The sequence below is a fragment of the Rhodoferax sp. GW821-FHT09E07 genome (assembly GCF_059416145.1).
Window position 1 is genome coordinate 49599 of record NZ_JBWKOP010000007.1, and the last position, 26486, is coordinate 76084.

Sequence of the window (26486 nt, forward strand, 5' to 3'; positions counted from 1 at the left end):
TGGAGGCCTTTTCCTGCTGGCACCCGCCACTCCTGCCACGTCGCCACAATGCTGGGCTGCTTCGCAATACGCTGAAGCACAACCCGCACCCGGAGACATGCATGCACGACGACGAACGCGGCATGGGTACGACCCGTGCCTTGGTTTGGTTCAAGCGCGATCTGCGGGTGCACGACCACGCGCCACTGGCAGCGGCCCTGGCCCATACAGACGCACTGGCACTCTTTGTCTTCGAGCCCGAATGGCTGCAAAGCCCCGAGTGCGATGCCAGCCATGTGGACTTTGCGCTCGGCTGCCTCATGGAACTGCGTGCTGCGCTGGCCGCGCACGGCATGCCATTGCTGGTGCGCCACGGCAGCATGACGACCGTATTGGCCCAGCTGCAGGATGGGCTGCGTTTTACCCATGTGCTGAGCCACGAAGAAACGGGCCCGGGCTGGTCCTACGTGCGCGACCGTGAGGTTGCGCGGTGGTGCCAAGGCAAACAGGTGGTCTGGCAGGAGTTCCCGCAGTCCGGCGTGGTGCGCCGCCTGCGCAGCCGCAGCGGCTGGGCCCAGCGCTGGCAGGCCCGTATGGATGCACCGTTGCATGTGCTGCAAGGCAGGTTCACCCCCGCAGCACCGCTGAACCAACCCGACCTGCCCACGCTGGGTGCCCTGGGTTTGGCGCCCCACCACAAGGCGTTGCAAGCTGCCGGCGAGAAGGCGGCACGCAGCACCTTGAAAAGCTTTCTGCAGGTGCGTGGCTATGACTACCGCAAGGCACTGTCCAGCCCCTTGAGCGCCGAGGACGGTTGCAGCCGCCTGAGTCCCCATCTGGCTTTCGGCACCTTGTCCCTGCGCACCGTGCACCAGGCCGCCGAGGTAGCCATTGCCACCACGCCGGACCGCACCATGGCCTATGCCCTGCGCGGTTTTGCCGGGCGCCTGCGCTGGCACTGCCACTTCATGCAAAAGCTCGAAGACGAGCCGGGCATCGAGTTCCACAACTTTGCCCGGGTCTGCGACGGCCTGCGCGAGCACGAATTCAACGACGCCCACTTTGCAGCCTGGTGTGAGGGCCGCACCGGTTACCCCATGGTGGATGCCTGCATGCGCTCGCTGCGCGCCACGGGCTGGCTCAACTTCCGCATGCGGGCCATGCTGGTCAGCTTTGCCAGCTACCAGCTCTGGCTGCACTGGCGCCCCACGGGTCTGTTTCTGGGGCGACAGTTTCTGGACTTCGAGGCAGGCATCCACTGGAGCCAGATGCAGATGCAAAGCGGCACCACCGGCATCAACACGCTGCGCATGTACTCCCCCACCAAACAGGCGCAGGACCAGGACCCCCAGGGCGTTTTCATACGACGCTGGGTGCCAGAACTGGCCCGCGTGCCCCTGCCTTACCTGGCCAAGCCATGGGAGATGGATGCCAGCGTACAGCGCATGGCAGGCTGCGTGATTGGCGTGGACTACCCCGCCCCCATCGTGGATGACAAGGCTGCCCTGAAAGCCGCCAAAGACCGCATGTACGGCCTGCGCCAAACCACGCAAGCCCGCGAAGAAGCCGGTGAAGTGCAAGCGCGCCATGGCTCGCGCAAGAGCGGCTTGCCACCTTCGGCACAACGCCGGGTGACGTCCCGCCAACGCCAAACCCCAGCCCCCGAAGCGCCATCGCCACAGGGCGACCTGTTTGCCTGAGCCGCATAGATACCCACCATGAAAAACGACTTCAAAGGCAACAAGCACTTCCTGCCCAGCAAACCCTGCGCCGCGTGCGGCCGCACCATGACCTGGCGCAAGGCCTGGGCCAAGAACTGGGGCAGCGTGCGGTACTGTTCGGATGCCTGCCGCGCCCAAAAGTCGTTGAGGCCAACGCCGTGAATGCAGCGCGAGCGGCGGCCGTGCCCAGCCGGGTCCGCCACCTAGTCGTTGTGCTGGGTGACCAGCTGGATATGCAGTCCACCGCACTGCAGGGTTTTGACGCGTCGCAAGACCTGGTGTGGATGGCCGAGGTGGGCGAGGAATCCACCCATGTGTGGTCGGCCAAACAGCGCATCGCCGTATTTCTGGGCGCCATGCGCCACTTTGCGCACGCGCTGCAAGCGCATGGCATGCCCGTGGCCTACACGCGGCTCGACGACCCCGACAACCAGGGCACGCTGGCACAGCAACTGGCCCAGGCCATTGCCCGGCACCAACCCGCAGGCATCGTGCTGACAGCCCCCGGCGACTGGCGCGTGCTGCAAAGCCTGCGTGCGGTGGCGGCACAGCACCAGTTGCCACTGGACCTGCGCGACGACACACACTTTTTCAGCACCGTGCGCGAGTTCGCAGCGCATGCCAAAGGTCGCAAACAGCTGCGACTGGAATACTGGTACCGCGCGCTGCGGCAGAAGCACGGCATCCTGATGGACGGGGGCTCACCCGCGGGCGGGCAATGGAACTTTGATGCGGACAACCGCGAGTCCTTCGGCAAGCACGGGCCACAGAACGTTCCGCCACCCACCCGGTTTGTGCCAGACGCCACGACGCAGGAAGTCATCGCGCTGGTGAACGTGCAGTTTGCGGACCACCCGGGCACGCTGGACAGCTTTGGCTGGCCAATGACGCGCGAACAGGCGCAGCATGCCTTGCAGGCCTTCATCGCCGAGCGCTTGCCGCTCTTCGGCAAATATGAAGATGCCATGTGGGCGGGTGAGGCATGGCTGTACCACTCGCACCTGAGCTGCGCGCTCAATCTCAAGCTGTTAAACCCGCGCGAAGTGGTGCAAGCCGCAGAAGACGCCTATCGAACGGGTCAGGCACCGCTGGCGGCGGTAGAGGGATTCATCCGGCAGATTCTGGGCTGGCGCGAGTATGTGCGTGGCATGTACTGGACGCACATGCCCAGCTATCTGGAGCGCAATGCGCTGGATGCGCAGGCCGACTTGCCTGCGTGGTACTGGACTGGTGACACCGACATGGCTTGCCTGAAGGACGCCATCACGCAGACCTTGCAGCATGGCTACGCCCACCACATCCAGCGCCTGATGGTGACCGGCTTGTACGCGCTGCTGCTCGGCGTGCGTCCGCAAGCGGTGCATGGCTGGTACCTCAGCGTGTATGTGGATGCGGTGGAGTGGGTGGAACTGCCCAACACCCTGGGCATGGGCCAGTTCGGCGACGGTGGGCTCATGGCCAGCAAACCCTATGTCGCCAGCGGCAAGTACATCCAGCGCATGAGCAGCCACTGCACGGGCTGCAGGTACGACCCCGCGCAAACCACAGGACCGCAAGCCTGCCCTTTCACCACCCTCTATTGGGACTTTCTGGCACGCCACGAAACCCTGTTGAAGAAAAACCCGCGCATGGCCATGCAGCTCAAGAACCTGGCCCGACTGGACGAAGATGCCCGGGCCGCGATCGCGGCGCAAGCAGCCGCCCACCGGTCGCTGCAAACCACTGCTGCTGCATCCATTGGCACGGCGACAAAGCATGACGCCGTTTGAGCCGACACGCAGCGCCGCGCTGGCCCGGCTTGCCACCGTGGACCCAAAGGCCTATGCCCGCACCCGCAACGCCCTGGAAGGCGCTGTGACGCAGCTATCGCCCTACCTGACCCACGGGCTGTTGGGCTTGCGCGAGGTGTACAGCGCCATCCATGCCCGCCACCCGTTGGACACACAGCACAAGCTGGTGTTCGAGCTGGGCTGGCGGGCCTACTACCGGCATGTATGGGCTCACCGCGGCGATGGTATTCACGCGTCGCTGCATGCGGGTCCGTTGCCCGACTCTGTGTACTGCACAGAAATGCCAACCGATGTGCAGGAAGCGCGCACCGGCGTGCCCGCCATCGACCTGGCGGTACGCACGCTGTACGCCACCGGCTATGTGCATAACCACGCGCGTATGTGGCTGGCAAGCTACCTGGTGCATGTGCGCAAGGTGCACTGGCGCACGGGCGCGCAGTGGATGTTGGCGTACTTGCTGGATGGTGATGTCGCCAGCAACCACTTGAGCTGGCAGTGGGTAGCCGGCACTGGCAGCGTGAAGCCATATGTGTTCAATGCCGAGAACGTGGCCAAGTACGCACCACCGCCCTGGCACAGCTTTGGCACGGCCATCGACACCAGCTACGAGGCCATGGACGCCCTGGCCCGCAACCCCGAGGCCGTGAATGGCGAAGCACCGACCAGCCAAGATGCGGGCACCACGCCCCCGGTGTGCTTCACCGTCCCGACCGATGCACGCTGGACGGCACCCGACGACAGCCTGGCCCGCGATCGGGAGGTGTGGCTGGTCCATCCCTGGTCTTTGGGGGCACTGCCCGCACATCTCCAGACAAGCACATGCACCGTCGCCATCGGCCTGAAAGACAGTCACACCGGCATGCCCTGGAGCGGTCTGCGCTGGCGTTTTGTCACCGAAGGGCTGACCGCCCGCACACCACACCTGTGGTGGAGCACCGCGCAGCAGTTGGCCCATGCGCTCAGCTCCGCGCGCTCGGTCCGTTGGCAGTCTGACCCGCATATCGATGCCGCAATGGGCGAGGTTCAGCGCCTGCTGCAGGGGGCACCGGTTCCTCCGCATACCGAAGCGCTCACTGCCGCACCGCTGTTTGCACCGGTCAGCCCCTTGTGCGCCAGCTTTGCACAATGGTGGCGACAGACGCGCCTTGCCCCTTGAGCCCTACCAGGGGATCGCCTGCCCTTGGTAGTCCACAAAATGGGCGCCTTGTCGGGACTGCAGCCCACGCAAGGCCGCCAGCATGCCGGCCACCGAGTCTTGCGGCTCCAGCAGGTGCGGCGCGTTGGCTGAAAAAGGTTTGGAGAGTTCCGAGCGCACGGTGCCTGGCTGCAAGGCCACCACACGCAGCTCGGGCCACTTGCGCTGCAGTTCGATGGCCGCAGTTTGCAAATACATGTTGAGGGCCGCCTTGGCGGCGCGGTAGCCATACCAGCCGCCCTTGTGGTTGTCGCTGATGCTGCCCACCCGTGCTGAAAGCTTGGCGTAGATGCTCGGCCCTGGGGCCAGCAGTGGCGCAAAGTGCCGCAATACCATCAGCGGGCCGATGGCGTTCAATGCGAACGACTGCGCCAGCACCTCCGGTCGCACCGCCGCCAGCGACTTCTCGGGTCCCACACCGTCGATGGAGAGCGCCCCCGTGGCGTCCACGATGAGGTGGTAGGGCCCCGCAGCGGCGCTGGCTGCTGCAAATGCAGGCAGCGCCGCAGTGTCCAGCAAATCAAAACCATTGCCCTGCGAGCGGGACACCACTTCGACGTGGGCGCAGCGAACATCTTGCTGCAACGCGTGAACAAACGCCTGCCCTATCGCCCCACCCGCGCCAATCACCAGCGCATGGTAGTCGTGGTCAAACAGCGCCGTCATGGGGGTACCTTGCTGCGTCCACCCGCTCAGCCCTTCTTTGCCCAGGCGCTGCACCAGCCTTTGGCAGCCACCTGTTTGCCGGCAAACAAGGGGCAGGCGCCAGCCTGTGCATTGGCCGCCCCCTGGAACAGCGCGCAGGAGCCACAGGCTTGCCCGGCGGCGTATTTGGGCTGCTTGGTCTTGTCCACCTTGGTGGCGTCGGCCTTGTAGCCCAGGGCAGCGGCTTGTGCGTCGGTCTCAGCCAGCATCGCTTGCGCTTGGGCTCGCAGGGCAACGCCCGCGGCGGCGGCGCCCACGACGGTGTGCAGCATGAAAACCCGGCGGTTGCTGGGGGCGACGCGGTGGAGGGATTGGATATCAGTTGTCATGGTTCATTCCAGAGTTGTGGTGGCGTGGCGGTTGAAGATGCGATGCGGCTGGATGCCCGCGTCGTAAATGATGGGGCCCTTGTAGGCAAACCGGACTTCAGGCGGCGTTTCCGCCTCTAGGGTGTGCCGCTCGATCACCAGATTGGCCAGCGCCAAGCGGTTTTCACGGATCTCCCGTTTCAAATGTCCCAGCACATGGGTGAGCTGCAACGCATCTTCCACATGCACGTTCCATTTCCACGCCTGGCCGGGCGGAATCTTGCGGGCTTTGCCGGTTTTATTGAGCAGCATGTAACTAACTTTCATGCAGGCAATTTAGCACCAAGCAAAAAAATATCTACTCAAATTCAAAAATAGTCTTGATAAACTATTCAATACCTACTCAATTGAGCTGCCATGCCCCACCCCAAGCCCGTTCACTCCGATTCCCAGGCCAACCACCGCATCGGCGCGGTGTCCGCATTGAGTGGCGTGCCCGTGCCAACCCTGCGCGTCTGGGAGACGCGCTATGCAGCCTTCAGCCCGCGCTTGACCAGTGGCCAGCAAAGGATCTACACCGACGACGACGTGTTGCGTGCCACGCTGCTCAAGCGCCTGACCGAGCAGGGCCACGCCATCAGCCGCATCGCCAACGACACGGCGGCGCGGCTCAATGACCTGTTGCAGCAACAATCCGCCACCCAGCGCCGGACCGCGGGCAAACAGGCCGAGCGACAAGCAGCCCGCGTCGCCGTCGTCGGGTTGCCATTGGCAGCCCGCCTCGCATCCAGAAAGTTCAAGCAGATTGCCGCGGCCCTTGCCCTGGAAACCACGGACATCTACCCCGACCTAGACGCCGCACTGGCATCCGCGCTGACCGTTCAGCCGCAATTTCTGATGGTGCGGGTGAACTCCCTGCACGCCTTGGTACAGGTGGATCTGCACCGCCTGGTCGAGCGCAGCAAGATCCCCCAGGTCATCGTGCTGTACCGCTTTGGGCAGGAGCGGGTTGTCGAATCAATGAAGCGCGCGGGCATGGTGGTGCGCAGAGAGCCGGTGTCCGACTACGAGCTGGCAGACCTGATCAGCGCGGCCATGCTGATGGACGCACCCCAGGCCATGGGCCAAGCCGGCATGGGCGCCACCATTCCGCCGCGCAAGTACGACGACGCCACCCTGGCGCGCATGGCCAACATCTCCACCAATGTGCTGTGCGAGTGTCCGCGCCATGTGGCGGAAATCATTGCGCAGCTGGTGAGCTTTGAGCAATACAGCCAGGAATGCCTGAACAAGAGCTCCGAAGACGCACGGCTGCACGCCTACCTGCATTCCGTATCCGGCTCGGCCCGGGCCCTTTTTGAGCACGCCTTGCAACGGGTGGCTGAGCACGAGGGGCTGGTGCTGGGCGCTTCAAACCAAGACCAAAAAGCCTCCTAGCCCCCGTATCCATTGCGCCAGTAGCTATAAAATGAATAGCAATTAACCGCGCAACTTGCGGTACAGCGTCTGCCGGCTGATGCCCAGCTGGCGGGCGGCCAGGGACACATTGCCGCGCGCGGCCTCCAGCGCCTGTTGAATCGCGGCATGGCCCATGGCCTGCAGGCTTTGGGGCGCGTGGGCTGCGGGGCACTCCACGATTTCTGTCTTCACGGTGTCCCCCACCTGCAGCGCTTCCACCAGGTCGTCAGGCAGGTGCGCCCAATCCAGCGTGTCTTCTCCGTCCAGCAGCATAGCGCAGGCGGTGCGCAGCACGCTGGCGTACTGGCGCAGGTTGCCGGGCCAGGCGTGCGCGCTCAGGCGGGCCAGCAGTTCGGGCGCCAGCTGCACGTCGCGCTCCGGGCTCAAGTCCGCCAGCAGGCGCTCGGTCAGCGCTGCGAAGTCGCTGCGCTCGCGCAGCGCCGGCAGTTGCACCGTGAGGCCGTTGATACGGTAGTACAGGTCTTGACGGAACGTGCCGCGCTCCGCCGCCTCGGCCAGCTTGCTGTGCGTGGCGCACACCAGGGCAAAGTCCACCGCCACCGCCTTGCCTGCGCCCACTGGCGTGACCGTGCGCTCCTGCAGCACCCGCAGCAGCCGCGTCTGCATGGGCAAGGGCATGTCGCCAATCTCGTCCAGAAACAGGGTGCCGCCCTCGGCTTCGCGCAGGCGGCCCAGGCTTCCCTCCTTGCGCGCACCGGTGAAAGCGCCGGCCACATAGCCAAACAGCTCGGACTCGATCAGGCTCTCGGGAATCGCGCCGCAGTTGATAGCGATAAAGGGCGCCCCACGGCGCGGACCGCTGGCGTGCAAGGCGCGGGCGAACAACTCCTTGCCCACGCCCGACTCGCCCTGGATGAGCACGGGAATGGGCTTGGCCACCACGCGACGCGCCTTGTCGGCGGCGCTGCGCCAACGCAGGTCCCCAGTGTCCAGCGCAGCCAGCGCATCGCTGACGGGGGTGCCACCCAAGGCTGGGGCCGACCCACTGGCGACTGGCAGCACCGAGGCATCCACCTGCACCTGGGCAAACAACACGGCACCGTTGTGCAGGCGCAGCGACTGGGCCTGCTGGGGGCGGCGTTTGTGGCGGGACAGCAGATCGTCCAGCCGCACATCGAGCACGCGCTCCAGCAACGTGGCGCCGATGTCCCCGGCATTCAGGCGCAACAACGCCAGCCCCACGCGGTTGGCGCCCACGATCCAGCCATCGTCCGACAGCGCGACGATGCCTTCGGCCACGCTGCCAATGCCCTCAGGCTGGGCGTGCAGATGCAAACGGATGTTGCGCTTGCAGGTGGCCACCATGAGCCGGTTCTCGATCATGCGGGCTGCCGTGCTGGCCAAGCCCAGCGTGTGGCCGTGGCCATGGCGGTGGTCGCCCGAAATGTCGAGCACGCCCACGAGTTCGCCCGTGGCCGACAGGATGGGTGAGGCCGCACAGGTGAGGAAGCCGTTGCGCTCCAGAAAGTGTTCGCCGCCGTGGATCTCCACCGCGCTGCGTTCCACCAGCGCGGTGCCGATGGCGTTGGTGCCGCGGTGGGCTTCGTGCCAGGAGGCGCCGCTGGTCAGCGCCACGCGCTCGGCCTTGCCCACAAAACTGACGTCACCCAGCGTGTGCATCAGCATGCCGTGCTGATCGGCCAGCACCACCACGCTCTGGCTGTGGCGCACTTGGTCAAACACGTACTCCATGACCGGGCGTGAGTGGGCCAGCAGCGCGTGGCTATTGGCCAGCGCCTGGCGCAAGCTGCCGCTGCCCGCGTGGTCGGTGGCGGCGCGGCCAGCGGGCGCCAAGCCTGCGGCCAGGCTGCGGTGCCAGGAACGGACCAGGCGCTCGTCCAGCACGCCCACAGGGCATTGGCCGGTTTCCAGCAATTGCTGGCGGGCCTGTCGCAAGGCCAGCACGGGGGAGGTTTGTCGCACGTTGTCTCCTGCGCGGGGTCGTGTTCGCCCCGCTTTGGCGCAGTATGGGGGGTGGGCGGTGGGTGAGGCAATGGCACACGCCCGTGCACGCATCCAACTGTTCCATTTTGTGACACCTGTCACTGTGGCGAATCGTGACAGCCCTAGCTTGCGGACAGCTTGCGCTAGATCAGGGCTTTCAAAAAACCCAATGAAATCAAGGAGATGAGCAGGCCGACCCAGATGGCACGCGTCTTGAGGTAGCTCTGCACCTGCCGGATCGACCGATGCGGGGAACCATAGCAAACACAAGAGGACGACAACCATGGCTATTTACGCAGCACCCGGCGCCACTGGCGCCAAGATCAACTACAAGCAAAAGTACGACAACTTCATTGGCGGCAAGTTTGTACCCCCGGTCAAAGGTCAGTACTTTGACGTCATCACCCCGGTCAGCGGCAAGGTCTACACCCAGGCCGCGCGCTCCACGGCCGAAGACATTGATCTGGCACTGGACGCCGCCCACGCCGCATCCGATGCCTGGGGCAAGACCGACGCTGCCACACGCGCCAACATCCTGCTGAAGATTGCCGATCGCATCGAACAAAACCTGGAGCTGCTGGCCTACGCCGAGACCGTGGACAACGGCAAGGCGATCCGCGAAACGCTGAACGCTGACATCCCGCTCACCGTGGACCACTTCCGCTACTTTGCGGGCTGCGTACGTGCGCAAGAAGGTGCGCTCTCCAACATTGATGAGAACACCGTGGCCTACCACATCCAGGAACCCCTGGGCGTGGTGGGCCAGATCATTCCTTGGAACTTTCCCATTCTGATGGCGGCCTGGAAGCTGGCTCCCGCCTTGGGCGCCGGTAACTGCGTGGTGCTCAAGCCCGCTGAAAGCACGCCCATCTCCATCCTCATCCTGGCCGAGCTGATTGCCGACCTGCTGCCACCCGGCGTGCTCAACATCGTCAACGGCTATGGCCGTGAAGCCGGCATGCCCCTGGCCACCAGCAAACGCATCGCCAAGATCGCCTTCACCGGCTCCACTACCACCGGCCGCGTGATTGCGCAGGCCGCCGCCAACAACCTGATTCCCGCCACGCTGGAGCTGGGTGGCAAGAGCCCCAACGTCTTCTTTGCCGACATCATGGACAAGGACGATGCATTCCTGGACAAGGCCATCGAAGGCATGGTGCTGTTCGCGTTCAACCAGGGTGAAGTCTGCACCTGCCCATCGCGTGCCTTGATTCAAGAATCGATCTACGACAAGTTCATGGAGCGCGTCTTGAAACGTGTGGCCGCCATCCAGCAGAAGAACCCGCTGGACACCGACAGCATGATGGGCGCACAGGCCAGCAAAGAGCAGCTGACCAAGATCCTGAGCTACCTGGACTTGGGCAAGCAGGAAGGAGCAGAAGTCCTCATCGGCGGTGGCCAAGCCCATCTGGGTGGCGACCTGGAAGGTGGCTACTACGTGCAGCCCACGCTGTTCAAGGGCCACAACAAGATGCGCATCTTCCAGGAAGAAATCTTCGGCCCCGTTCTGGCCGTGACCACCTTCAAGGACGAAGCCGAAGCGCTGGCCATTGCCAATGACACGCTGTACGGCCTTGGCGCCGGCGTGTGGAGCCGCAACGGCAATGTGGCCTACCGCATGGGCCGTGCCATCAAGGCCGGCCGCGTGTGGACCAATTGCTACCACGCCTACCCCGCGCACGCAGCGTTTGGCGGCTACAAGGAATCCGGCATCGGCCGCGAGACCCACAAGATGATGCTGGACCACTACCAGCAGACCAAAAACCTCTTGGTGAGCTACAGCGAGAACAAGCTGGGCTTCTTCTGATGGTCGACAAGGTCGTCGCTACGCCGGCCGCATTGGAGCTCGTCGCGTTTCTGCAAAGCAAACACGGCGAGCAGCTGATGTTCCACCAGAGTGGCGGCTGCTGTGACAACAGTGCCGCCAACTGCTACCTGCCCGGCGAAATCACCATGGGTGCGGGCGATGTGTACCTGGGCGATATTGGTGGCTGCCCGTTCTACATTGGGCTGGCGCAGTACCAGTACTGGCGGCATACGCAACTCATCATCGATGTGATTGAAGGGCATGGTGGCACCTTCTCGCTCGAAGGGCCGGAGGGCAAGGCCTTTCACACGCGGTCCCGCGTATTCACCGACGCGGAACTGGCCGAGCTGGGAATCGCCAAACCTACTGCATGAACCCCAGGTCGGTCGGGTAGTCCGGCCGGCCTGCGGCAGTGCCGAAGTTCACGATCTTGGGCAACACGCCTGGCATCTCCGCATCCGTCACACCAAACCATTTGGCCAGCGTGGCCGCATACTGGTCGGACGAAGTGCGGGGCAAGAGACGACCCTGCCCCACATGCCATGCATTTTCAGGCAGGTAGTTGCCACCACCGTCTTTCGCATCGCTCACGCTGACCGGCGGGGGCACCCCATAAAACGCCTTGCCGTTTACCGCACCTCCTACCACCAGGTGGTGACTGCCCCAGCCGTGGTCGGAGCCGTCCCCGTTGGAGGCCAGTGTGCGGCCAAAGTCTGACGCGGTGAATGCAGTCACCTTGTCGGCAATGCCCATCTCCACTGTCGCTTCGTAAAAGGCCGTCATGGCCTTGCTCACACGGTCCATCAGCACCGACTGCTGGCTGACCAGGTTGTCGTGCAAATCAAACCCGCCGAGGGACACAAAGAACACCTGGCGCCGTGCGCCCAACTGTGCCCGGCCATTGATCAGGCGCGCCACCATCTTGAGCTGCGGTCCCAGCCCGTCCGCGGGGAATACGGTACTGGGCGGCGTGAGTGCCAAAGCCGCAGTAACGGAGGCCTCTGCATTCAAGGCCCGCGCGGTCACTGCGTTGTATTCGTTCTCCATCTTGTGCACACGGCTGTCACGTAAAAACGCTTCAATGGTGCTGCGCACCGCAGCAGAGCCATAGACCGTGGCATCGGTTGCGGGTTTGATCTTGATCGCACCACTGGTACTGACCTGGTACTGCAGTGCGGTATCGCCCGACAAAAACACCGCATTGCCCGCAACCGACATGCAGGTGAAGGTGGAGCTGCTGTTGAGGCTGTTTTGCAGCACCAGATCACCCATGTTGCCGCCCCACCCCACCTTGGAGCCTTCGGGCGATGACGACTGCCAGATGGACTGCTGGTCGTTGTGGGAAAACAGCTGCGGCGGGCGTGGGTACAGCGTTCGGTTGTTGCTGTTGTATTCGGCCCGGGTCAGCGGCACCACCAGCGGCCCCACGTTGAGCTGCACGGCAGCTTTACCGGTATTGAACAGGTTGGCCAGCCCCGTCATGGCAGGATGCAGGGCGTACTGGCGGTTTTGGCCCAAGGCGTCCTGGGGCACCACCGTCGGCACCAGCAAGGTGGGCGTCAGCGCGGACTTGGCCAGCGCAATGCCGCCCGCTGTCTGCCCCGCACCGCCACCACGTATGGTGCTGTACTGGTTGTAGCTCGGGTCGTCATAGGTAATGACGGTGTTGGCGTAATCATTGCCGCCGTATAAAAAAACGCACACCAGCGCCTTGTAGTCCCCACTGGGTGCGTTGAAAGCTGCGGCCTCACCAATGGCGGCCAAATTGAGTGCCAGCGGCAGCGCGGTGCCGGTCAGGGCGAGCTGCCCGGAGCGGCGCAAGAACGCGCGGCGGGTAAGTTCGGACTGGGGGAGTTGCATGGCCATCCGCCTATTTCTGGATCAGGTATTCAGGGTGGGCCATCACCATCAGCACGGCGGCGCAGACACGCCGGCGCAAGTTGGTCGCGGTGGTACTGCTGGAAGCAACGATCCCTGCCATGCTGCCCACCGTGTTGGTGATGGTGGTCACCGTCGCAGCTGAAAGCTGCCCTGCACACAGCAACAGGTTGAGCCGGTCCACCAGTGCCTTGGGATTGCCTGCGGTCGGGCTGGTGGCCAGGCCGATTTCAGTGCTGTAAGCGGCCTTGATGTCGGACGAATAGTTCACGCCACTGTCAATCGCTGTCATCATGAAGTTGAGGTAGCCCCCCACGCTGGTCTCGGTCACCAACTGGAACTCGGGGGCCACCGTGCCTGCACTCATGCCCACGGCGGGCGGTGCCACCGTGGACGGTGGGGCGTAGCCAGGGCGAAAAAAGTTGAATACCGAGGGCGAACGCAACGGGCTTTGCCCCAGGTAAATGCCCGCATTGCTCAAATCACCGATCTTCCAGCCACCGCTGGCCGAACCCACACCGAAGGTCCGCGCCCACTGCACCAGGCGCAGCATGGGTTCACGCAGCTTGCCGAATTCTGGGTCGCTCAAGCCAGGGGAATTGCGGGCTTCAGGGTCCAGCAGGATGGCGGCAAACACATAAGCCAGGTCCCCACGCACACCTTCCCCGTTGTCCGCAAACACGGCCGCGACACGGCCCACATACGCCGCACTGGGGTTGCTAGTGACCAGGCGCTGGATCATCTGCTTGCAGAAGAAGGGTGCGGTGTTGGGGTGGTTGAACAGCGTATCCAGCGCAGTCTTCAATGCCGCTGCAGCCGGGGTATTGGCGGGAATGGTCACCCCCAGAAACGTGGCCGCAAGATTGGAGTGGTTGCTGGCCGTCAGCAGCATGGGCAGGCGCGCAAAGGCCGTATTGCCCACCGTGTTGCCATTGACTGTGACAGTGCCGTTCTGCCGCATGTCCAGGTCGTAGCCCGTGAACACACGGGCCAGGTTGCTGACATCACTGGTGGTGTAGGTTTCTTGCGGTTTTCCTGCGCCGTCGAGCTTCAGACTGCCGTCCGCGTTGAGCAAGTACAGACCCACACTGAACAACTGCATAACCTCTCGGGCAAAGTTCTCATCGGGTTGGCGCCCCGAGGCGTTTTCTTTTTTGTTGCCCTTGGTGTTGAGGTAATACCCCATCGCCGGATGCAGGGTCACCGCGCCCAGTAGATCCCGAAAATTCCCAAACGCATGGGCACACAGCGTGTCCCAGTAGTGGGCTACAGCGTGGCTGACCCAGCCAAACTCTAGGCCCGAGAGCGACACCACAAAGAACTCGGACAGCGCCAGCCCCATGCGCTTGCGCATGGGATCGCTGGAGGCCATGAGCTGGCTCCACGCCATGTAGTCCGCGGGATAGCTTTGGTTGTAATAGTTGTTAGTGCTGTACACATCCCCGTAGCCTTGGCTGTTGAGCCAGTCCCAACCGGTGGTGCCGTAGTTCAAAGCCACCTGGCGCTCCATCCACGCGGCATACCCATTGGCGCGCACTGAAGCGATGTCGGCATCGGTAGCCGCAAATTGCGCTTGCATCAGGAAACGGGCCGCCTGCTCTGCCGTGGGGACGACGGCGCGTGTGGCGGCAGCGAAGCTGGCGGACTGCAGCGCTACGGCACGTCCTCCAATGGCGGGGGCCGAAGCAGAACTGCCGGGAGATGAGTCGCCACCGCCACCACACGCTGACAACGCTGCGGAGGCGAGCACTGCTGCCGCCAGTGAAGCGGCACGCGCATCTGCATCCGCGGATTGCGTATCAGGGGCGGTAGCAATATCTCCAACGGCGGAGTGCATGGCGAAGTCGCCCAACGGCGCGAAGCTTGTAAGTAGCGCCCGAGGCTAGGGCCATCCAACCGGATTGCCCAGCGCTCTTACAAACATTTACCGAGGGTGCGCTTGACGACGAAGCCCGCCCCAAGCGGGTTTCAGCGCGTAGCGGCTTGCAATACTTCGCGGGTGCGCAGCGCTTCCTGCCGGGCTGCCGATGCGAAGTCCATGCCGCTGGCGGCATACAAAATAGCGCGCGAGGAATTCACCACGATGGGCGCCGTGGTCTCTCCGTTGGCCGCTTTCCAGCCCGCCTTGACCGTGGCCACGGCATCTCCGCCTTGCGCACCCACGCCCGGGATCAGCAACGGAACCGTGGGTGCCAAGGCGCGCACGCGCTCGATCTCGGCGGGGTAGGTGGCGCCTACCACCAAGCCGAGTTGGCCATTCAGGTTCCAGGGGCCTTGCGTGAGCGTGGCGATGTGTTCGTACAGGCGCGGCTGGCCCGGCACATCCAGCAGGCGCTGGGGTTGCAAGTCATCTCCCCCAGGGTTGGAAGTGCGGCACAGCAGGAAGGCCCCCTTGCCGTGGTACTTCAGGTAGGGCTGCACCGAGTCAAACCCCATGAAAGGTGAGAGCGTCACTGCGTCGGCACCGTAGCGCTCGAACGCTTCCTTGGCGTACTGCTCCGCCGTGCTGCCGATGTCGCCGCGCTTGGCGTCCAAGATGATAGGCACCTGGGGTGCCGTGCGGCGCATGTGCGCCATGAGCTTTTCAAGCTGGTCTTCGGCGCGGTGGGCGGCAAAGTAGGCAATCTGCGGTTTGAAGCTGATGACCAAGTCGGCCGTCGCATCGACGATAGCGGCACAAAAATCATAGATCTTGCTGGCGTCGCCCCTCAGATGGGCGGGGAACTTGGCGGGTTCGGGGTCCAGGCCCACGCACAACAACGAGCCGTTTTGGCGCTCGGCGGTGCGCAACTGGTCAAGAAAGGTCATGGAGCGCTATTTTACGGAGGCGTCGCGAACATCCATCGCCAGGCACAGGTCGGCCCAGGCCTTGGCCTTGTCGGCGCTGGCGCGCAGCAGTACCTTGGGGTGGTACGTCACGATGACGGGAATGCCACGGTACTGGTACACCGTGCCGCGCAGCTTGCCCAGCGGCTGGGTGGCCAGCGCGCCATGTTCGGCCAGCAGGGTCTGGGTAGCAAACCGGCCCATTGCCAGAATGACCTTGGGTTGCACCAGCGCAATCTCGCGCTGCAGGTAGTGCGCGCATTGGGCCAGGTCTGCCGCCTGGGGAATTTGCCCATGCGGAGGACGGCACTTCACCACATTGGTGGCATAGGCCCCTTCTGCGCCCTCACTCGCGCGACTGGCGCCCACAGCCTTCAGCATGTTGTCCAGCAGCGCGCCAGGGTTGTCCACAAACGCCTGGGCTGCGCGGTCTTCGTCTTCTTCGGGCGGGTCACCCACCACCATCCAGTCGCGCTGGCCAGTGGCAGGCTGGAGGGTCGCATTTTTGCGGCCCGCGCACAGACCACAAGCCTGACAACTGGCGGCCGTATCGGCCAGGGCCTCCCAGCCCAGAGCAGCCAGGTCCAAACCCAAGCCATCGCCGGTAGTCAGGGGCTGCACCGTGGGCACGGCGCGCACGGGGGCTGCCACTGGCGCCTCGGTGCTTACCGGTGCGGGGCGCACGGCAGGCGTAGGCGCACGCACGGGCGCGGCGCTGGCTGCAGTATGGTCCACCACGCTGGGCGGCTCGGTCTCAAAGGCGATGCCGGGCAGCCAGACGCGCACGCCCATCTCCAGCAGCATGGCGCGTTGGCGGTCGTCGAGGTTCAGGGCCATGGGGTGGAGGTTCTCGTCAGGTTCACAGAGGCAGGCTCATGACCACCGCGTCCTCGCGCTGGCCACCGCCCGCCGGGTAATAGGCCTTGCGCTGGCCCACGCGGCGGTAGCCATAGCGTTCGTACACATGCAGGGCGCGGAGATTGCTCACACGGGCCTCCAGCCACAGCCACTGCGCACCCTGGCCGCGCGCCCACACGGCCAGTGCATCCAGCATGACGCGGGCCCAGCCCTGGCCCTGGAATTCAGGCGCCACAGTGATGTTGAGCAGGTGTACCTCGTCCACGCCCTTCATGGCCACAAAGTAGCCCAGCACATAACCATCGGCCATGAGCATCTGGGCCTGGTAGCCGCTGTGCAGCGCGTCCAGAAAATTGGTGCGGTTCCAGGGGTGGGCGTAGGCCCGGTCTTCCACGCGCAGCACTTCGTCCAGGCGATCGGCCAGCAGCGGCTCAAAGAGGGCTTCGGGTGCGCGTGGGAGGGACGACATGGCGTGGGGACTCAAGCAGCCGCGGCGACTTTTTCGGCCATGCGTTCGGCGGTGGTTTTTGCCACCTTGTCGCGCACATAGCTGGGCATGGCATGGGATGCATCTACCGCCTGGCCCGCGGCCAGCAGGGCCGGCGCCAAACGCAGCATCGCCGCGGCCGTGGGTAAAGCATTCACCACGGTGGCGGCCTGCAGCGCGGCGGCAGGCAGGCGGTCGGCGTACACGTCAAACACATTGCCCGCCAGCAACAAGGGGCCCAACGCAGCATCTGGCGCGGGCAGCGCCAGATGCTCGGGGCGCAGCAGTTGCTGGGCCTGCAGGACGCGCCACTGGCCATCGGCATAGGCGTATTGGGCGGCGTACATTTCGTCCATGCGGGCGTCCAGCAGAGCCAACACCCGCAGAGCTGGCGCGTCGGGCGCCGCAGCAATGCGCGCGTCTTCGGCCATGGCCATGAGCGAATCCACGGGCAGCACCGGCACGCTGGCGCCAAACGCCAGCCCCTGCACCACGGAACAGGCGGTGCGCAGCCCCGTGAACGAACCCGGCCCCGCACCAAATGCGATGGCGTCCAACGCCTGCAAGCCCAGGCTGGACCGGGCCAGCAAGTCCATCACGCCGGCAATCAGGTCGGTGGAGGCGCGTGCACCCCCTGGACCCGTGTGCTGCCACACCGTGGGGCCGTGGCAGACCGCGATGGACAGATGTTCGGTACCGGTGTCGATGGCCAGCAGATTCATGAATATGAGTAAAAAGTGCCTCTATCCCCCGTATTCATTGCGCAAGCAGCTCCTAAATCAGGAGCATTGCAAATACGCCAACGCGGAGGAAAGGCGTTGATTATCGACGCTGGCCGGATAATCCGGCGATGCACCTGCTCCCTCCCCTCGCCCTGCGCACACTCGCAACCGGCTTCAGCATCGGCCTGCTCTTCAGCCTCAGTGCCGTCGCCCAGAATCTCCCCCCCGACGTAGACGCCGCCCTGGCCCGCGCCAAGGTGCCGCGTGACGCAGTGTCCTTCCTGGTGCTGGACGCCCAAAACCCCGGCGCCCCCGCCCGCCTGGCCCACCGCGCCAGCACGCCCATGAACCCCGCTTCGGTCATGAAACTGGTGACCACCTACGCCGCGCTGGACCTGCTGGGGCCTGCTTACACATGGGCCACGCCGGTGTACACCGAAGGCACGGTGCAAAACGGCATCCTCAACGGGAACCTCTACATCAAAGGCCAGGGCGACCCCAAGCTGGTGCTGGAGCGCCTGTGGCTGCTGCTGCGCCGCGTGCAGGGCCTGGGCATCAAGACGATTGCAGGCGATATCGTGCTGGACCGCAGCGCGCTGGACGTGCCAGAGACCGACCCTGCCCGGTTCGACGGGGAGCCTCTGCGCCCCTACAACGCGGCGCCCGATGCACTGCTGATCAACTTCAAATCGGTGGTGATGACGTTCACCCCGGACCGCAGCGCCAACGTGGCACAGGTGCAGTACGACCCGCCCCTGGCCGGTGTGGTCCTGCCCGCCACGGTGCCATTGGGCGCAGGCGATTGCGGCGACTACCGCGGCACACTGAAGGCCGACTTTGCCGACCCCGTACGCATCCGATTCCTGGGCAGCTACCCGGCCAGCTGTGGCGAAAAGGTCTGGCCCGTGGCCTATGCGGATGCCAAGAGCTACGCCCCGCGCGCCGTGCAGGGCCTGTGGGAAAGCATGGGGGGCAAGGTCATGGGCGCGGTGCGCTTTGGCCTGGTGCCGACCGCGCTAGCCGCCGGCAAGCCCGCCTTTGTGAGCAACTCGGCACCCCTGGCCGAGGTGATCCGCGATATCAACAAGTACAGCAACAACGTGATGGCGCAGCAGGTATTTCTGACGCTGGGCCGCAGCGGCAGCGCGCCTGCGGCCGCGGCCAGCGAGGCGCAGTCCGACCCCACGCTGCCACAAGGCAGCTTTGCCGCCAGCCGCGCCGTAGTGCAGCGCTGGTGGCGCGAGCGCATCAGCCCCGACGACGTGCCGGTGTTGGACAACGGTTCGGGGCTGTCACGCCAGGAACGCATCAGCGCCCAGGGGTTGGCTCGTTTGTTGCAGACTGCCTATGTGTCGCCCGTGATGCCAGAGCTGATGTCCTCCCTGCCCATCTCGGGGGTGGACGGCACGCTGCGCAAGGTCAAAGGCAGCGTCAGCGCCCACCTCAAGACCGGTACCCTCAGCAATGTGGTGGCTCGCGCGGGCTATGTGCTGGCCAGCAGCGGCAAGCGCTATGTGGTGGTGGCCTTCATCAACCACGCCAACGCGGGTGAGGCACGGCCCGCCATGGAGGCGCTGGTGAATTTCGTGGCCAACGACCAGTAACCCCCTTAGCCCGCATGACACGCCCCGCCCCCTCCCCCATGCAGGACGTGCGTGCCGGTCTGGAGACCGCGCTGCAGGGGCTGTCCACCTCCATCGGACCCATACTGATTCTGGTGGGCCTGCTGGGCACGGCGGCACTGTCCGCGGGCTACTGGGCCGCCCTGGTGGCGGCCAGCGTGGTGCCGTTGCTGCGCCTGCTACTGGGTGGGCACGCGGCCCTGCTGCCCGCGCCGCGGGCCGCCTCGCTCACCACCTACGCCACGCTGGTCTTGCAGCTGTGCCTGGCCTCGGGTGGCCCTGTACCCTCCGGGGCGGCGCAGAGCCTGACATCCGCGCAACTGGCCACCGGGCTGGCCGGTGGTGCCCTGCTGTATTTCGCCGCTAGCACCTTGGTGCTGCTGGCGGGGGTGCTGCGGCTGGGGCCCGTCTTCAAGATGATTCCTTCGCCCGTGGCAGCGGGCATTGGCAACGGCACGGCTTTGCTGCTGGCCTGGCTGGCGCTGCAACAGCTCTGGCAGGCCCAGTCCCTGGCCACCCTGACTGCACTGGGCATGCTGGGCGCCTACCTGCTCTGGCAAGGGTTGCAGACACGCCTTCCCGCGGCGCAGGCGCTGCCACCTGTGGTGGTGGCAACAGTGCTGGGCGTCACCATGGCCTGGGCGCTGGAGGCTCACCCAATGCCCACCTTCGCGGGTTTGTCAACAGGCCATGTACCTGTCGTCGCCCTTTGGCAGGGGCTGCACAGCAGCATCGCCGAACTACCCCAGTGGCTGCACATTGCGCTGCCGGGCGCCTTGACCCTGGCCTTGGTGATGGTGCTGGAGACCTTCACGGCCGGGGCGCTCATGGAGAGTCGGTTCCAAATCCGCACCGATGGCAACCGCGAGCTGGTGGCGCTGGGCGCCGCCAACATGGCCAGCGCGCTGGTGGGGGGAGTGCCCTGCACGGCCAGTCCGGTCTTCAGCCTGTCCAACCACCGGGCGGGCGGGCGCGGCAGGCTGGCCGTGTATATGAGTTTCGCCACCGTGTTTGCTGCCATTTACCTGGCCGCACCGGTGTTGGTGGCGCTGCCTGTGGGCCTGAGCGCTGGGCTGTTGCTACTGCAGTGTGGCCCCCTCGTGGATCCGGTGTTCCGCGGGCAACTGGGCAAACTGCTGGGCGACCGACAAACCCGCGCGACGCAGGTATCGGACCTGGGCTTCCAGATCACTGTGGTGATCACGTTGATCGGTTTTTGGGGGGACCTGGTCTGGGCCTGCTTGGTGGGCATTGGTTTGTCCAGCGTGGCCGTGCTCAAGCGGGTGTCAGGCGACATGACCGCGCAGTGGGTGTACCTGGACACCCAGCGTTCTCGCCGCGTGCGCGAGCCCGATGCCTGGGCCGTCTTAGGTCAGCACGCCCATCGCGTGGGCATCCTGCCACTCTCCGGTCACCTGTTCTTTGGCAACGCCACCCGCCTGCAACAGCTCGCCAGTGAGATCGACGCGCAGGCCCGTTGGGTGGCCCTGGACCTGAGCCGGGTGCACGCCGTGGATCCCAGTGGGGTGGCCGCGGTCCGCGGGCTGATCCGCACGCTGCTGGCCGACCAGCACCAGGTGTTGGTATGCGGCCTGCCCCACAGCTCCGCGCAGGCGTTGCGTACCAGCCTGGCTTCGGTGAAGGGCGTGGCCTACCACCCGGACCTGGACCGTGGCCTGGAGCTCTGCGAGAACCAGGTGCTGGACGAGGCTGGCCTGTCCCACGGAACGCAGACACAGCCCGTTACCGGCAACCACTTGCTCGATGAGCTCACACCAGCAGAGATGCAAAGCCTGCTGGCACTGGGCCAGCGCTGCAGCGTGACCCAAGGAGAGGCTCTGTTCGAACGCGGTGCCGCTGCCGATGGCATCTGGCTCATCGTGAGTGGCCAAGTCAGCATCCTGTCCGACATGCTTCAGAACGCAGAGCGCCTGGCCACGCTGGGGCCGGGCCAGTTTGTGGGAGAGATGGGCCTGATCGACGGCAAACCACGCTCGGCCAGCGCACGGGCCGACACCGATGTCGCTGCCTGGCTGCTGGACCGTCAGGCCATTGCTACACTGATGGAACAGCATCCGGCTGCGGCCCTGAAAATCACGCGCAATATCGCCAGGGAACTGTCCCTGCGCTTGCGCAGTGCGGCCCCCTAAGGCAAGCCTCCCGAGCCCACCATGAACTCTCACTACGCGGCCCCTGGCAAACGGCACCTCCCCGAGGACGATCCGCTGCGTGCCGTGTTGCACAACGAGGTGTTGCTGCGCCCGCCACCCCGCATGGGGCTGCCCGTGCATGTGCTGTGTGTGGTGGTGCGCAATACCGAGGTGGACCTGCAAGCCGAATGCGAACACCTGGCCCTGCTGCCCGGACAGAAGGACCTGGATGTGTCCATGTTGCAGGCACAGCAACTGCGCGTACCCGTGGGCCCTTGCACCTTGCGCTGGGAACGCCACACCGAGTTCACACGCTACACGCTGATTCGCGCCCTGCCACCGGCCACGCTGATCAACGACGTGCCGCAGCAGTACGTGTCACAGCTGTTCCCGGAAGACGCCTGGCTGGAAAACATTCCCGGCACCACGCTGGCGGCCATGCACCTGGTGATGCTATGGGGCGAGCCCCCGCATGCCGTCACGCGGGCCACGGCCTATGGCCACTGGTTTGCCGAAGGCGCGGCAGTGGCGGCCCTGATGGGCACGCCGCCCCACTCGTGTGTGGTGACCGACCTGGCGTTGCAACCCGATGGCTTTGAACGCCTGCTGGTGGTCGCCACGCCGGGCATGAGCGAGCCGCGTGCGGGCCGCATCGCGCAGCGCCTGTTGGACATCGAGACCTACCGCATCATGGCGCTGCGTGGCCTGCCCGCAGCGCAACAGCTTCTGCCGCAGATTGCGGAGATGGAAAGCGAGCTGGTGCACGTGAGTGCACAGCTGCGCGGCATTTTGACCAACAACCAAGAACTGCTGGACCAGCTCACGCCCTTGGCGGCTCGGCTGGAGCGCAACATTGCCGAGCACCGTGCGCTCTTCGATGCGAGCCGGGCCTACGCCGCCATCGTCGCGCAGCGGCTGGGCGAATTGCGCGAGAAGGCCGCGCCAGAAACCCGCGCACTCAGTGAGCTGGTGGAGCGGCGGCTGGCTCCCGCCATGGCCACCATCACTGCCACCGAAAAACGCATGGGCGATCTGTCGACACGCATCGCCCACACCACGGCGCTGCTGCACACCCGCATCCAGGCCATCGTGGAAGCGCAAAACCGGCAAACCATTGCCAACCTGCGCGGTACCCAGCGGCTGGTGCGGCGCCTGCAGCAAACCGTGGCCGGACTCACCATTGTGGCCGCCACCTATTTCGTCATCCGCTTGCTGTGGCAAACGGCCTTGGCACTCCAGAGTGGTGGGCTGGCATTTGACCCACAGCTCTGGGTGGGCGCGCTGATTCCGGTTGCGCTGGGCGCTGTCTGGTGGCTGGTGCGGCGTGTGAACCAGTCTTTGGACGCCGACTAGCGCCTTGCCCAGCTAGGCCGGCGGCGCGCCGGTTTTCACCAATACGTCCAGCCATTGCTGGGCCGCCGCGGCGTCGCTGAACGTGGGCATGGCCACCCCCTCTGGCAGGGTGAAGCCCTCGGGCAGCGTCAACCCCGGTGGCAGGCCCAGGCTGGCACCCACATCGGGCAACTTCAACTCCGGCAGTCCCAGGTCTTGGGGCAGCGCAAGCCCGTCGACCGATGGCATGGTCGGCAGCTCCAGGGAAGGGATTTCCGGCATCGGTGGAATTTCAGGCACGGCCACCTCTGGCAGAGCCACACCTTCGGGCAGCGTTGGCATGGCACCGGCAGGTGCGGAAGGAGGGACGGCTGCACCTGCCGGCACAGCGGAAGATGCGGGTGTCTGCGCTGCGCCCGGCGCCGCAGTTCCGGGAGCTGCGACAGGTGCGGCACCTGGCGCGGCGGGTGGTGGGGCGCCGCCCGCACTTGCGGCAGTGCCTGCGGGAGCAGCTGCCGCGCCCTCTGCGGCCTGACCAGCGCCAGCCGGTTGTGCTGCCTGGCCTGCAGCCGCGGGCGGGGCCGCTGCTGCGGTTCCGGCCGGCGTGCCAGGTGCTGCAGCCGTTGGCGTACCGGGTGCCGTTGCGGGGTCCTTGGGTGGGGCGCCTGCAGCTGGCGCGGCACCGGTTCCTGCCGCAGGTGCTGCCGCGGCAGCGGGGGCGCCGCCGGCTGCAGGTGCCGCACCGGCAGCCCCGGCACTCGCCGCAGGACTGGCCGCAGCGGCTGCAGCGGGAGCGGCCGCAGCGGCTTGGGTTGCAGCCGCTGCAGCAGCCTTGGCGGCATTCGATGCACCTCCCTGCGCGACCACGGCTGCATCCATGGTGGCTTCGGCCTTCACCGCATCGGCACGCGCCACCTGGGCTTCCTGCTTGGCGCTCTCCACTTTCTTTTTGGCATCGTCCATCAACGCCTGACCCTGGTCCCGCAGCTTGGTGACCTCGGCCTTTGCGGCCTGGGTCTTTTCCGCCATTTGCGCCGAGGCCTCTTGGACCTTCTCCTTGAGCGCATCCACCGGGGCGACTGCAGAGGCCAGGCTTTTCTCCATATTCGCCTGCACGGACTGCGCGGCATCGGCCGCGGGCTGCACCGCGGCAAGCGCATCGTCCTTCATGGTTTTGACAGCATCCAGCGCCTGACTCATCTGCGAACTTGGGCCTTCGGTAGCAGCATTCACCTTGTCGCCAGCGGCGGCGGCAGCGTCGTGCGCCTCTTGCAGCGCATCCTGCAGAGGCTGGCCCGACGACTGCAAGGCATCTGCCTCAGTCGTTGTGCTTTGCGAGGCGTCCTTGGCGCTGTTGCCTGCGGTCTTCATACTGTCCTGCGCGCCCACCACGGCCTCACTGGCCTCCTCCAGCTTGCCGCGGACCGCATCGAGCGCTGATGTGGCCTGGCTTTTCACACCATCGATGCGTGCCTGCACCCCGTCGACCTGACCTTGGGCTGCATTCAGAACCGCCTGCCCCTGTTCGCTCAATCGGTCCGCTGTGCTGAGCGCTTGCGTCAGTCCGGCCTCGAACTGTGCTGACATGCGCACGGCATCACCGCTGATGCCGGCGGCACGGTCCACCACCGCCTTAGCCTGGCGCACCACATTGCGGGCCTGGGCCAACAGCCCATCCATCACGCCTTGCGCCTTTTCCAGCTGCACATGGAACTGCTGACGCAGGTCTTCCACCATGACCATCAGCTTGGCAGGGGGCTCGTGCACCTTGGCCGTCACGATGTCGATCTGCTGGTGCACCACGCGCATCTGCTGCTTGACCAGGTCCATCGGCGGTTGCATCTGCGCCTGCACCTTGGAGACCGTGTCCAGCAACTGCGTGCGCATGGCCTCGATCTTGTTGCGCACGGGCATAACCTTGGTCTCTTTGATCTCGATCACCTTGTCGTGCACCAGCTGGATCTTTTCCAGGGGCTGCGCCGCTGCCAAAAAATCGTCCCGTGCCTGGCGCACCTGGGCCAGTATGGGATCGGGCTGCAGCTTGACCTGCTCGACCACGGTGTGCATCTGCTCGGAGACCGTGTCCATCTGCACGCTGGCCTCTTGCAGGGCCGCCTTCACCTGGTCCAGGATGAGGATCACCTGGGCGATGTTCTGACGTACCAGCTCCACCACCTGGGCCAGCACAGGGCGCAAACCCTCCACCTGCGTGATGGCCTGGTCCAACAAGCCGATGGAGGTGTCTCCGGCCGACTTCACCGTGGCACGCGCGGTGGCAATGGTGGCCTTGATGCCAGGGACCATGCCCTTGACGCCCATGAACAAAGTGCGTGCGGCCACCATGGCCATAGAACGGTTGATGTACTTGGTGCAAATTTCGATGGCGTGGTCACACAGGGCATCGGCCTGGTCCATCTCGCGGGCGGCCTGCGCCAAGGCGCGGTCGGCCACCGCCATGTACTGGCGTATGGTGTCCTGCACCTGGCCTATGGCCACTTTGGACAGGTCGATCTGCTGCTCCACCACGTCAAATTCTTCGGGCAGGCGGTTCAGCAGCATCTCCAGGTTGTCGATCTCACGCACGACCTCCGCCAGCGTGTCCTGCAGGCCATGGATGGCGTGGTCCACCGCGGCCACCACTTCCTCAAGGCTGCGCTTGAGGTTGTCAATGATGCGTTCCAGGCGCTGCAAGGCGGACTCGATCGCATCCAGAATCGAGTCCACGGTTTGTGCCACAGTCTCGATCTGCTGCACCACGGTGTCGATGGCAGACTCCACCTCGCGGATGGGGTGCAGCACGCCTTCGATGAGTTCGTGCACCTTGTCCTTCAGGGTATCGCCCAGGCCGCGGATGAACTGAAGCTCCGAATCGATGCTGGTGACGGCCGCATCCACGCGTTCGACGATGGGGTCCAGCGAACCGCTGATCTCATCGATCAGGCTGTCCACCTTTCCACGCACATCCTCCACCATGTCCACCACCAGCTGTTCGGTCGCATCCACCTCCTCGCGGATGCCGGTGGCCGTTTCGACCAGCTCGGCGTCAGTGCGTTCAATCTCGGTTTGCACACTGCCCACCAGTTGTTGAACTTGGGCTGCCACTTGGGCCTGCGCCGCAATCAGGTCCGCGGGGCGGGTGCTGCGCAGTTGCTGGGCGCGTTGCTGCAGCGGCGCCAGCTGCCCGGCAAAGGCCTGCAGGCGGGGCCCCAGTGCCCGGGCCTTGTCCATCACGCCCTGGCCGCGGGAGATCACGGACTCCACACGCGGGGGCACCGCCGTGACGTCGGGACGCAGGTCAATCACACGCTGCGGCAGGCTCTGGGCCAGTTCCGCAATGTTCTGGACATCCGTCGTCACGCCAGCCAGGTTCTCGCCCACGGCGAGCAGGCGCTCCCCCATGTCCTTGAGCTGATCTGCCACGTCTTTCGCTTGCGGTGGCAAAGATTGCAGTGCTGTGAGCAATGGCCCCGACAGGGCTTGGGGATTCAGCGTGTCCTGCAGGCCCAGGATGGCTTGCGCGATGCCAGTGACCTTCTCCACCACCAGATTCACCGTGGTCGTGGCTTCCTCGATGCCGCCCACCAGTTCCTCTTCCAGCGTGGTCTTGGCCTTCAGGACCGCATCCACCACCTGGTTGGCGCCTTCGGTGATGGCGTCCGTGGCCTTAGTGACAAGCTGCATGG

21 protein-coding genes are annotated in these 26486 nt (G+C 65.1%); 10 read left to right on the forward strand and 11 right to left on the reverse strand.

What is annotated here, in order from left to right; translation table 11 throughout:
* Positions 1–101 precede the first annotated feature (101 nt).
* Genes AC07OE_RS14675 through AC07OE_RS14690 form a run of 4 tightly spaced genes read left to right on the forward strand, consistent with a single transcriptional unit; the run spans position 102 to position 4646 of the window.
* Positions 102–1679 (forward strand): cryptochrome/deoxyribodipyrimidine photo-lyase family protein, encoded by a 1578-nt coding sequence (locus tag AC07OE_RS14675; RefSeq protein ID WP_495071316.1) that lies wholly within the window; start codon positions 102–104, stop codon positions 1677–1679.
* Positions 1680–1697: 18 nt separating this feature from the next.
* Positions 1698–1862, forward strand: coding sequence for a DUF2256 domain-containing protein (locus tag AC07OE_RS14680; protein ID WP_495071317.1), 165 nt, complete (start codon positions 1698–1700; stop codon positions 1860–1862).
* On the forward strand, positions 1859–3469 hold the full coding sequence (locus AC07OE_RS14685) for a cryptochrome/photolyase family protein (RefSeq protein WP_495071318.1): 1611 nt from the start codon (positions 1859–1861) through the stop codon (positions 3467–3469). Before AC07OE_RS14680 ends, AC07OE_RS14685 begins: the two co-directional genes overlap by 4 nt.
* Positions 3456–4646 (forward strand): FAD-binding domain-containing protein, encoded by a 1191-nt coding sequence (locus AC07OE_RS14690; RefSeq protein ID WP_495071319.1) that lies wholly within the window; start codon positions 3456–3458, stop codon positions 4644–4646. The genes AC07OE_RS14685 and AC07OE_RS14690 overlap by 14 nt, the downstream gene beginning before the upstream one ends.
* Before the next feature lie 3 nt (positions 4647–4649).
* On the opposite strand, the gene AC07OE_RS14695 is transcribed toward AC07OE_RS14690, so the two are convergent.
* Genes AC07OE_RS14695 through AC07OE_RS14705 form a run of 3 tightly spaced genes read right to left on the reverse strand, consistent with a single transcriptional unit; the run spans position 4650 to position 6025 of the window.
* Positions 4650–5351 carry an SDR family NAD(P)-dependent oxidoreductase gene (locus AC07OE_RS14695; protein ID WP_495071320.1) on the reverse strand — a complete coding sequence of 234 codons (702 nt, stop codon included), beginning with the start codon at positions 5349–5351 and terminating at the stop codon, positions 4650–4652.
* 26 nt (positions 5352–5377) lie between these two features.
* Positions 5378–5719, reverse strand: a complete 342-nt coding sequence (locus tag AC07OE_RS14700) for a high-potential iron-sulfur protein (protein WP_495071321.1) — start codon at positions 5717–5719, stop codon at positions 5378–5380.
* A 3-nt stretch (positions 5720–5722) separates the two neighbouring features.
* The gene (locus AC07OE_RS14705; RefSeq protein WP_495071322.1) at positions 5723–6025 is read right to left on the reverse strand and encodes a hypothetical protein; all 303 of its coding nucleotides are present in this window, start codon (positions 6023–6025) and stop codon (positions 5723–5725) included.
* Between the two features lie 90 nt (positions 6026–6115).
* On the opposite strand from AC07OE_RS14705, the gene AC07OE_RS14710 reads away from it, so the two are divergent.
* Positions 6116–7135 carry a MerR family transcriptional regulator gene (locus tag AC07OE_RS14710; RefSeq protein WP_495071323.1) on the forward strand — a complete coding sequence of 340 codons (1020 nt, stop codon included), beginning with the start codon at positions 6116–6118 and terminating at the stop codon, positions 7133–7135.
* Positions 7136–7177: 42 nt separating this feature from the next.
* Here AC07OE_RS14710 and AC07OE_RS14715 read toward each other — a convergent pair whose 3' ends face one another.
* Positions 7178–9100 carry a sigma-54-dependent Fis family transcriptional regulator gene (locus AC07OE_RS14715; RefSeq protein ID WP_495071324.1) on the reverse strand — a complete coding sequence of 641 codons (1923 nt, stop codon included), beginning with the start codon at positions 9098–9100 and terminating at the stop codon, positions 7178–7180.
* A gap of 304 nt (positions 9101–9404) precedes the next feature.
* On the opposite strand from AC07OE_RS14715, the gene exaC reads away from it, so the two are divergent.
* Both exaC and AC07OE_RS14725 read left to right on the forward strand, forming a co-directional pair.
* Positions 9405–10928, forward strand: a complete 1524-nt coding sequence (gene exaC, locus AC07OE_RS14720) for an acetaldehyde dehydrogenase ExaC (RefSeq protein WP_495071325.1) — start codon at positions 9405–9407, stop codon at positions 10926–10928.
* Positions 10928–11302, forward strand: coding sequence for a DUF779 domain-containing protein (locus tag AC07OE_RS14725; RefSeq protein ID WP_495071326.1), 375 nt, complete (start codon positions 10928–10930; stop codon positions 11300–11302). Before exaC ends, AC07OE_RS14725 begins: the two co-directional genes overlap by 1 nt.
* Here the strand turns inward: AC07OE_RS14725 and AC07OE_RS14730 are convergent.
* From AC07OE_RS14730 to tsaB, 6 genes are all read right to left on the reverse strand, one after another.
* A complete protein-coding gene (locus AC07OE_RS14730; protein WP_495071327.1) occupies positions 11292–12788 on the reverse strand; it encodes a DUF1501 domain-containing protein in 1497 nt (498 codons plus the stop codon). The genes AC07OE_RS14725 and AC07OE_RS14730 overlap by 11 nt on opposite strands.
* 10 nt (positions 12789–12798) lie before the next feature.
* Positions 12799–14643 (reverse strand): DUF1800 domain-containing protein, encoded by a 1845-nt coding sequence (locus AC07OE_RS14735; protein WP_495071328.1) that lies wholly within the window; start codon positions 14641–14643, stop codon positions 12799–12801.
* A 131-nt stretch (positions 14644–14774) separates the two neighbouring features.
* On the reverse strand, positions 14775–15614 hold the full coding sequence (pyrF, locus tag AC07OE_RS14740; protein WP_495071329.1) for an orotidine-5'-phosphate decarboxylase: 840 nt from the start codon (positions 15612–15614) through the stop codon (positions 14775–14777).
* 6 nt (positions 15615–15620) lie between these two features.
* Positions 15621–16469: a uracil-DNA glycosylase gene (locus AC07OE_RS14745; protein ID WP_495071330.1), complete on the reverse strand. Its 849-nt coding sequence runs from the start codon at positions 16467–16469 to the stop codon at positions 15621–15623.
* Positions 16470–16491: 22 nt separating this feature from the next.
* Positions 16492–16959, reverse strand: coding sequence for a ribosomal protein S18-alanine N-acetyltransferase (gene rimI, locus AC07OE_RS14750; RefSeq protein WP_495071331.1), 468 nt, complete (start codon positions 16957–16959; stop codon positions 16492–16494).
* A gap of 11 nt (positions 16960–16970) precedes the next feature.
* Positions 16971–17699 carry a tRNA (adenosine(37)-N6)-threonylcarbamoyltransferase complex dimerization subunit type 1 TsaB gene (gene tsaB / locus AC07OE_RS14755; protein ID WP_495071332.1) on the reverse strand — a complete coding sequence of 243 codons (729 nt, stop codon included), beginning with the start codon at positions 17697–17699 and terminating at the stop codon, positions 16971–16973.
* Positions 17700–17827: 128 nt separating this feature from the next.
* Between tsaB and dacB the strand changes: the two genes are divergently transcribed.
* Genes dacB through AC07OE_RS14770 form a run of 3 tightly spaced genes read left to right on the forward strand, consistent with a single transcriptional unit; the run spans position 17828 to position 22824 of the window.
* On the forward strand, positions 17828–19303 hold the full coding sequence (dacB, locus tag AC07OE_RS14760) for a D-alanyl-D-alanine carboxypeptidase/D-alanyl-D-alanine endopeptidase (protein ID WP_495071333.1): 1476 nt from the start codon (positions 17828–17830) through the stop codon (positions 19301–19303).
* A gap of 14 nt (positions 19304–19317) precedes the next feature.
* Positions 19318–21471 carry a SulP family inorganic anion transporter gene (locus AC07OE_RS14765; RefSeq protein WP_495071334.1) on the forward strand — a complete coding sequence of 718 codons (2154 nt, stop codon included), beginning with the start codon at positions 19318–19320 and terminating at the stop codon, positions 21469–21471.
* A gap of 21 nt (positions 21472–21492) precedes the next feature.
* Positions 21493–22824, forward strand: a complete 1332-nt coding sequence (locus tag AC07OE_RS14770; protein ID WP_495071335.1) for a DUF3422 family protein — start codon at positions 21493–21495, stop codon at positions 22822–22824.
* 12 nt (positions 22825–22836) lie between these two features.
* Here AC07OE_RS14770 and AC07OE_RS14775 read toward each other — a convergent pair whose 3' ends face one another.
* A complete protein-coding gene (locus AC07OE_RS14775; RefSeq protein ID WP_495071336.1) occupies positions 22837–26484 on the reverse strand; it encodes a hypothetical protein in 3648 nt (1215 codons plus the stop codon).
* Positions 26485–26486: the final 2 nt, after the last annotated feature.

Coding starts and splice junctions, on each gene's coding strand:
- AC07OE_RS14675 (WP_495071316.1), top strand. CDS start 102: ATGCACGACGACGAACGCGGCATGGGTACGACCCGTGCCTTGGTTTGG.
- AC07OE_RS14680 (WP_495071317.1), top strand. CDS start 1,698: ATGAAAAACGACTTCAAAGGCAACAAGCACTTCCTGCCCAGCAAACCC.
- AC07OE_RS14690 (WP_495071319.1), top strand. CDS start 3,456: ATGACGCCGTTTGAGCCGACACGCAGCGCCGCGCTGGCCCGGCTTGCC.
- AC07OE_RS14695 (WP_495071320.1), bottom strand. CDS start 5,351: ATGACGGCGCTGTTTGACCACGACTACCATGCGCTGGTGATTGGCGCG.
- AC07OE_RS14700 (WP_495071321.1), bottom strand. CDS start 5,719: ATGACAACTGATATCCAATCCCTCCACCGCGTCGCCCCCAGCAACCGC.
- AC07OE_RS14705 (WP_495071322.1), bottom strand. CDS start 6,025: ATGAAAGTTAGTTACATGCTGCTCAATAAAACCGGCAAAGCCCGCAAG.
- AC07OE_RS14710 (WP_495071323.1), top strand. CDS start 6,116: ATGCCCCACCCCAAGCCCGTTCACTCCGATTCCCAGGCCAACCACCGC.
- exaC (WP_495071325.1), top strand. CDS start 9,405: ATGGCTATTTACGCAGCACCCGGCGCCACTGGCGCCAAGATCAACTAC.
- AC07OE_RS14725 (WP_495071326.1), top strand. CDS start 10,928: ATGGTCGACAAGGTCGTCGCTACGCCGGCCGCATTGGAGCTCGTCGCG.
- AC07OE_RS14730 (WP_495071327.1), bottom strand. CDS start 12,788: ATGCAACTCCCCCAGTCCGAACTTACCCGCCGCGCGTTCTTGCGCCGC.
- AC07OE_RS14735 (WP_495071328.1), bottom strand. CDS start 14,643: ATGCACTCCGCCGTTGGAGATATTGCTACCGCCCCTGATACGCAATCC.
- pyrF (WP_495071329.1), bottom strand. CDS start 15,614: ATGACCTTTCTTGACCAGTTGCGCACCGCCGAGCGCCAAAACGGCTCG.
- AC07OE_RS14745 (WP_495071330.1), bottom strand. CDS start 16,469: ATGGCCCTGAACCTCGACGACCGCCAACGCGCCATGCTGCTGGAGATG.
- rimI (WP_495071331.1), bottom strand. CDS start 16,959: ATGTCGTCCCTCCCACGCGCACCCGAAGCCCTCTTTGAGCCGCTGCTG.
- tsaB (WP_495071332.1), bottom strand. CDS start 17,699: ATGAATCTGCTGGCCATCGACACCGGTACCGAACATCTGTCCATCGCG.
- dacB (WP_495071333.1), top strand. CDS start 17,828: ATGCACCTGCTCCCTCCCCTCGCCCTGCGCACACTCGCAACCGGCTTC.
- AC07OE_RS14765 (WP_495071334.1), top strand. CDS start 19,318: ATGACACGCCCCGCCCCCTCCCCCATGCAGGACGTGCGTGCCGGTCTG.
- AC07OE_RS14770 (WP_495071335.1), top strand. CDS start 21,493: ATGAACTCTCACTACGCGGCCCCTGGCAAACGGCACCTCCCCGAGGAC.
- AC07OE_RS14775 (WP_495071336.1), bottom strand. CDS start 26,484: ATGCAGCTTGTCACTAAGGCCACGGACGCCATCACCGAAGGCGCCAAC.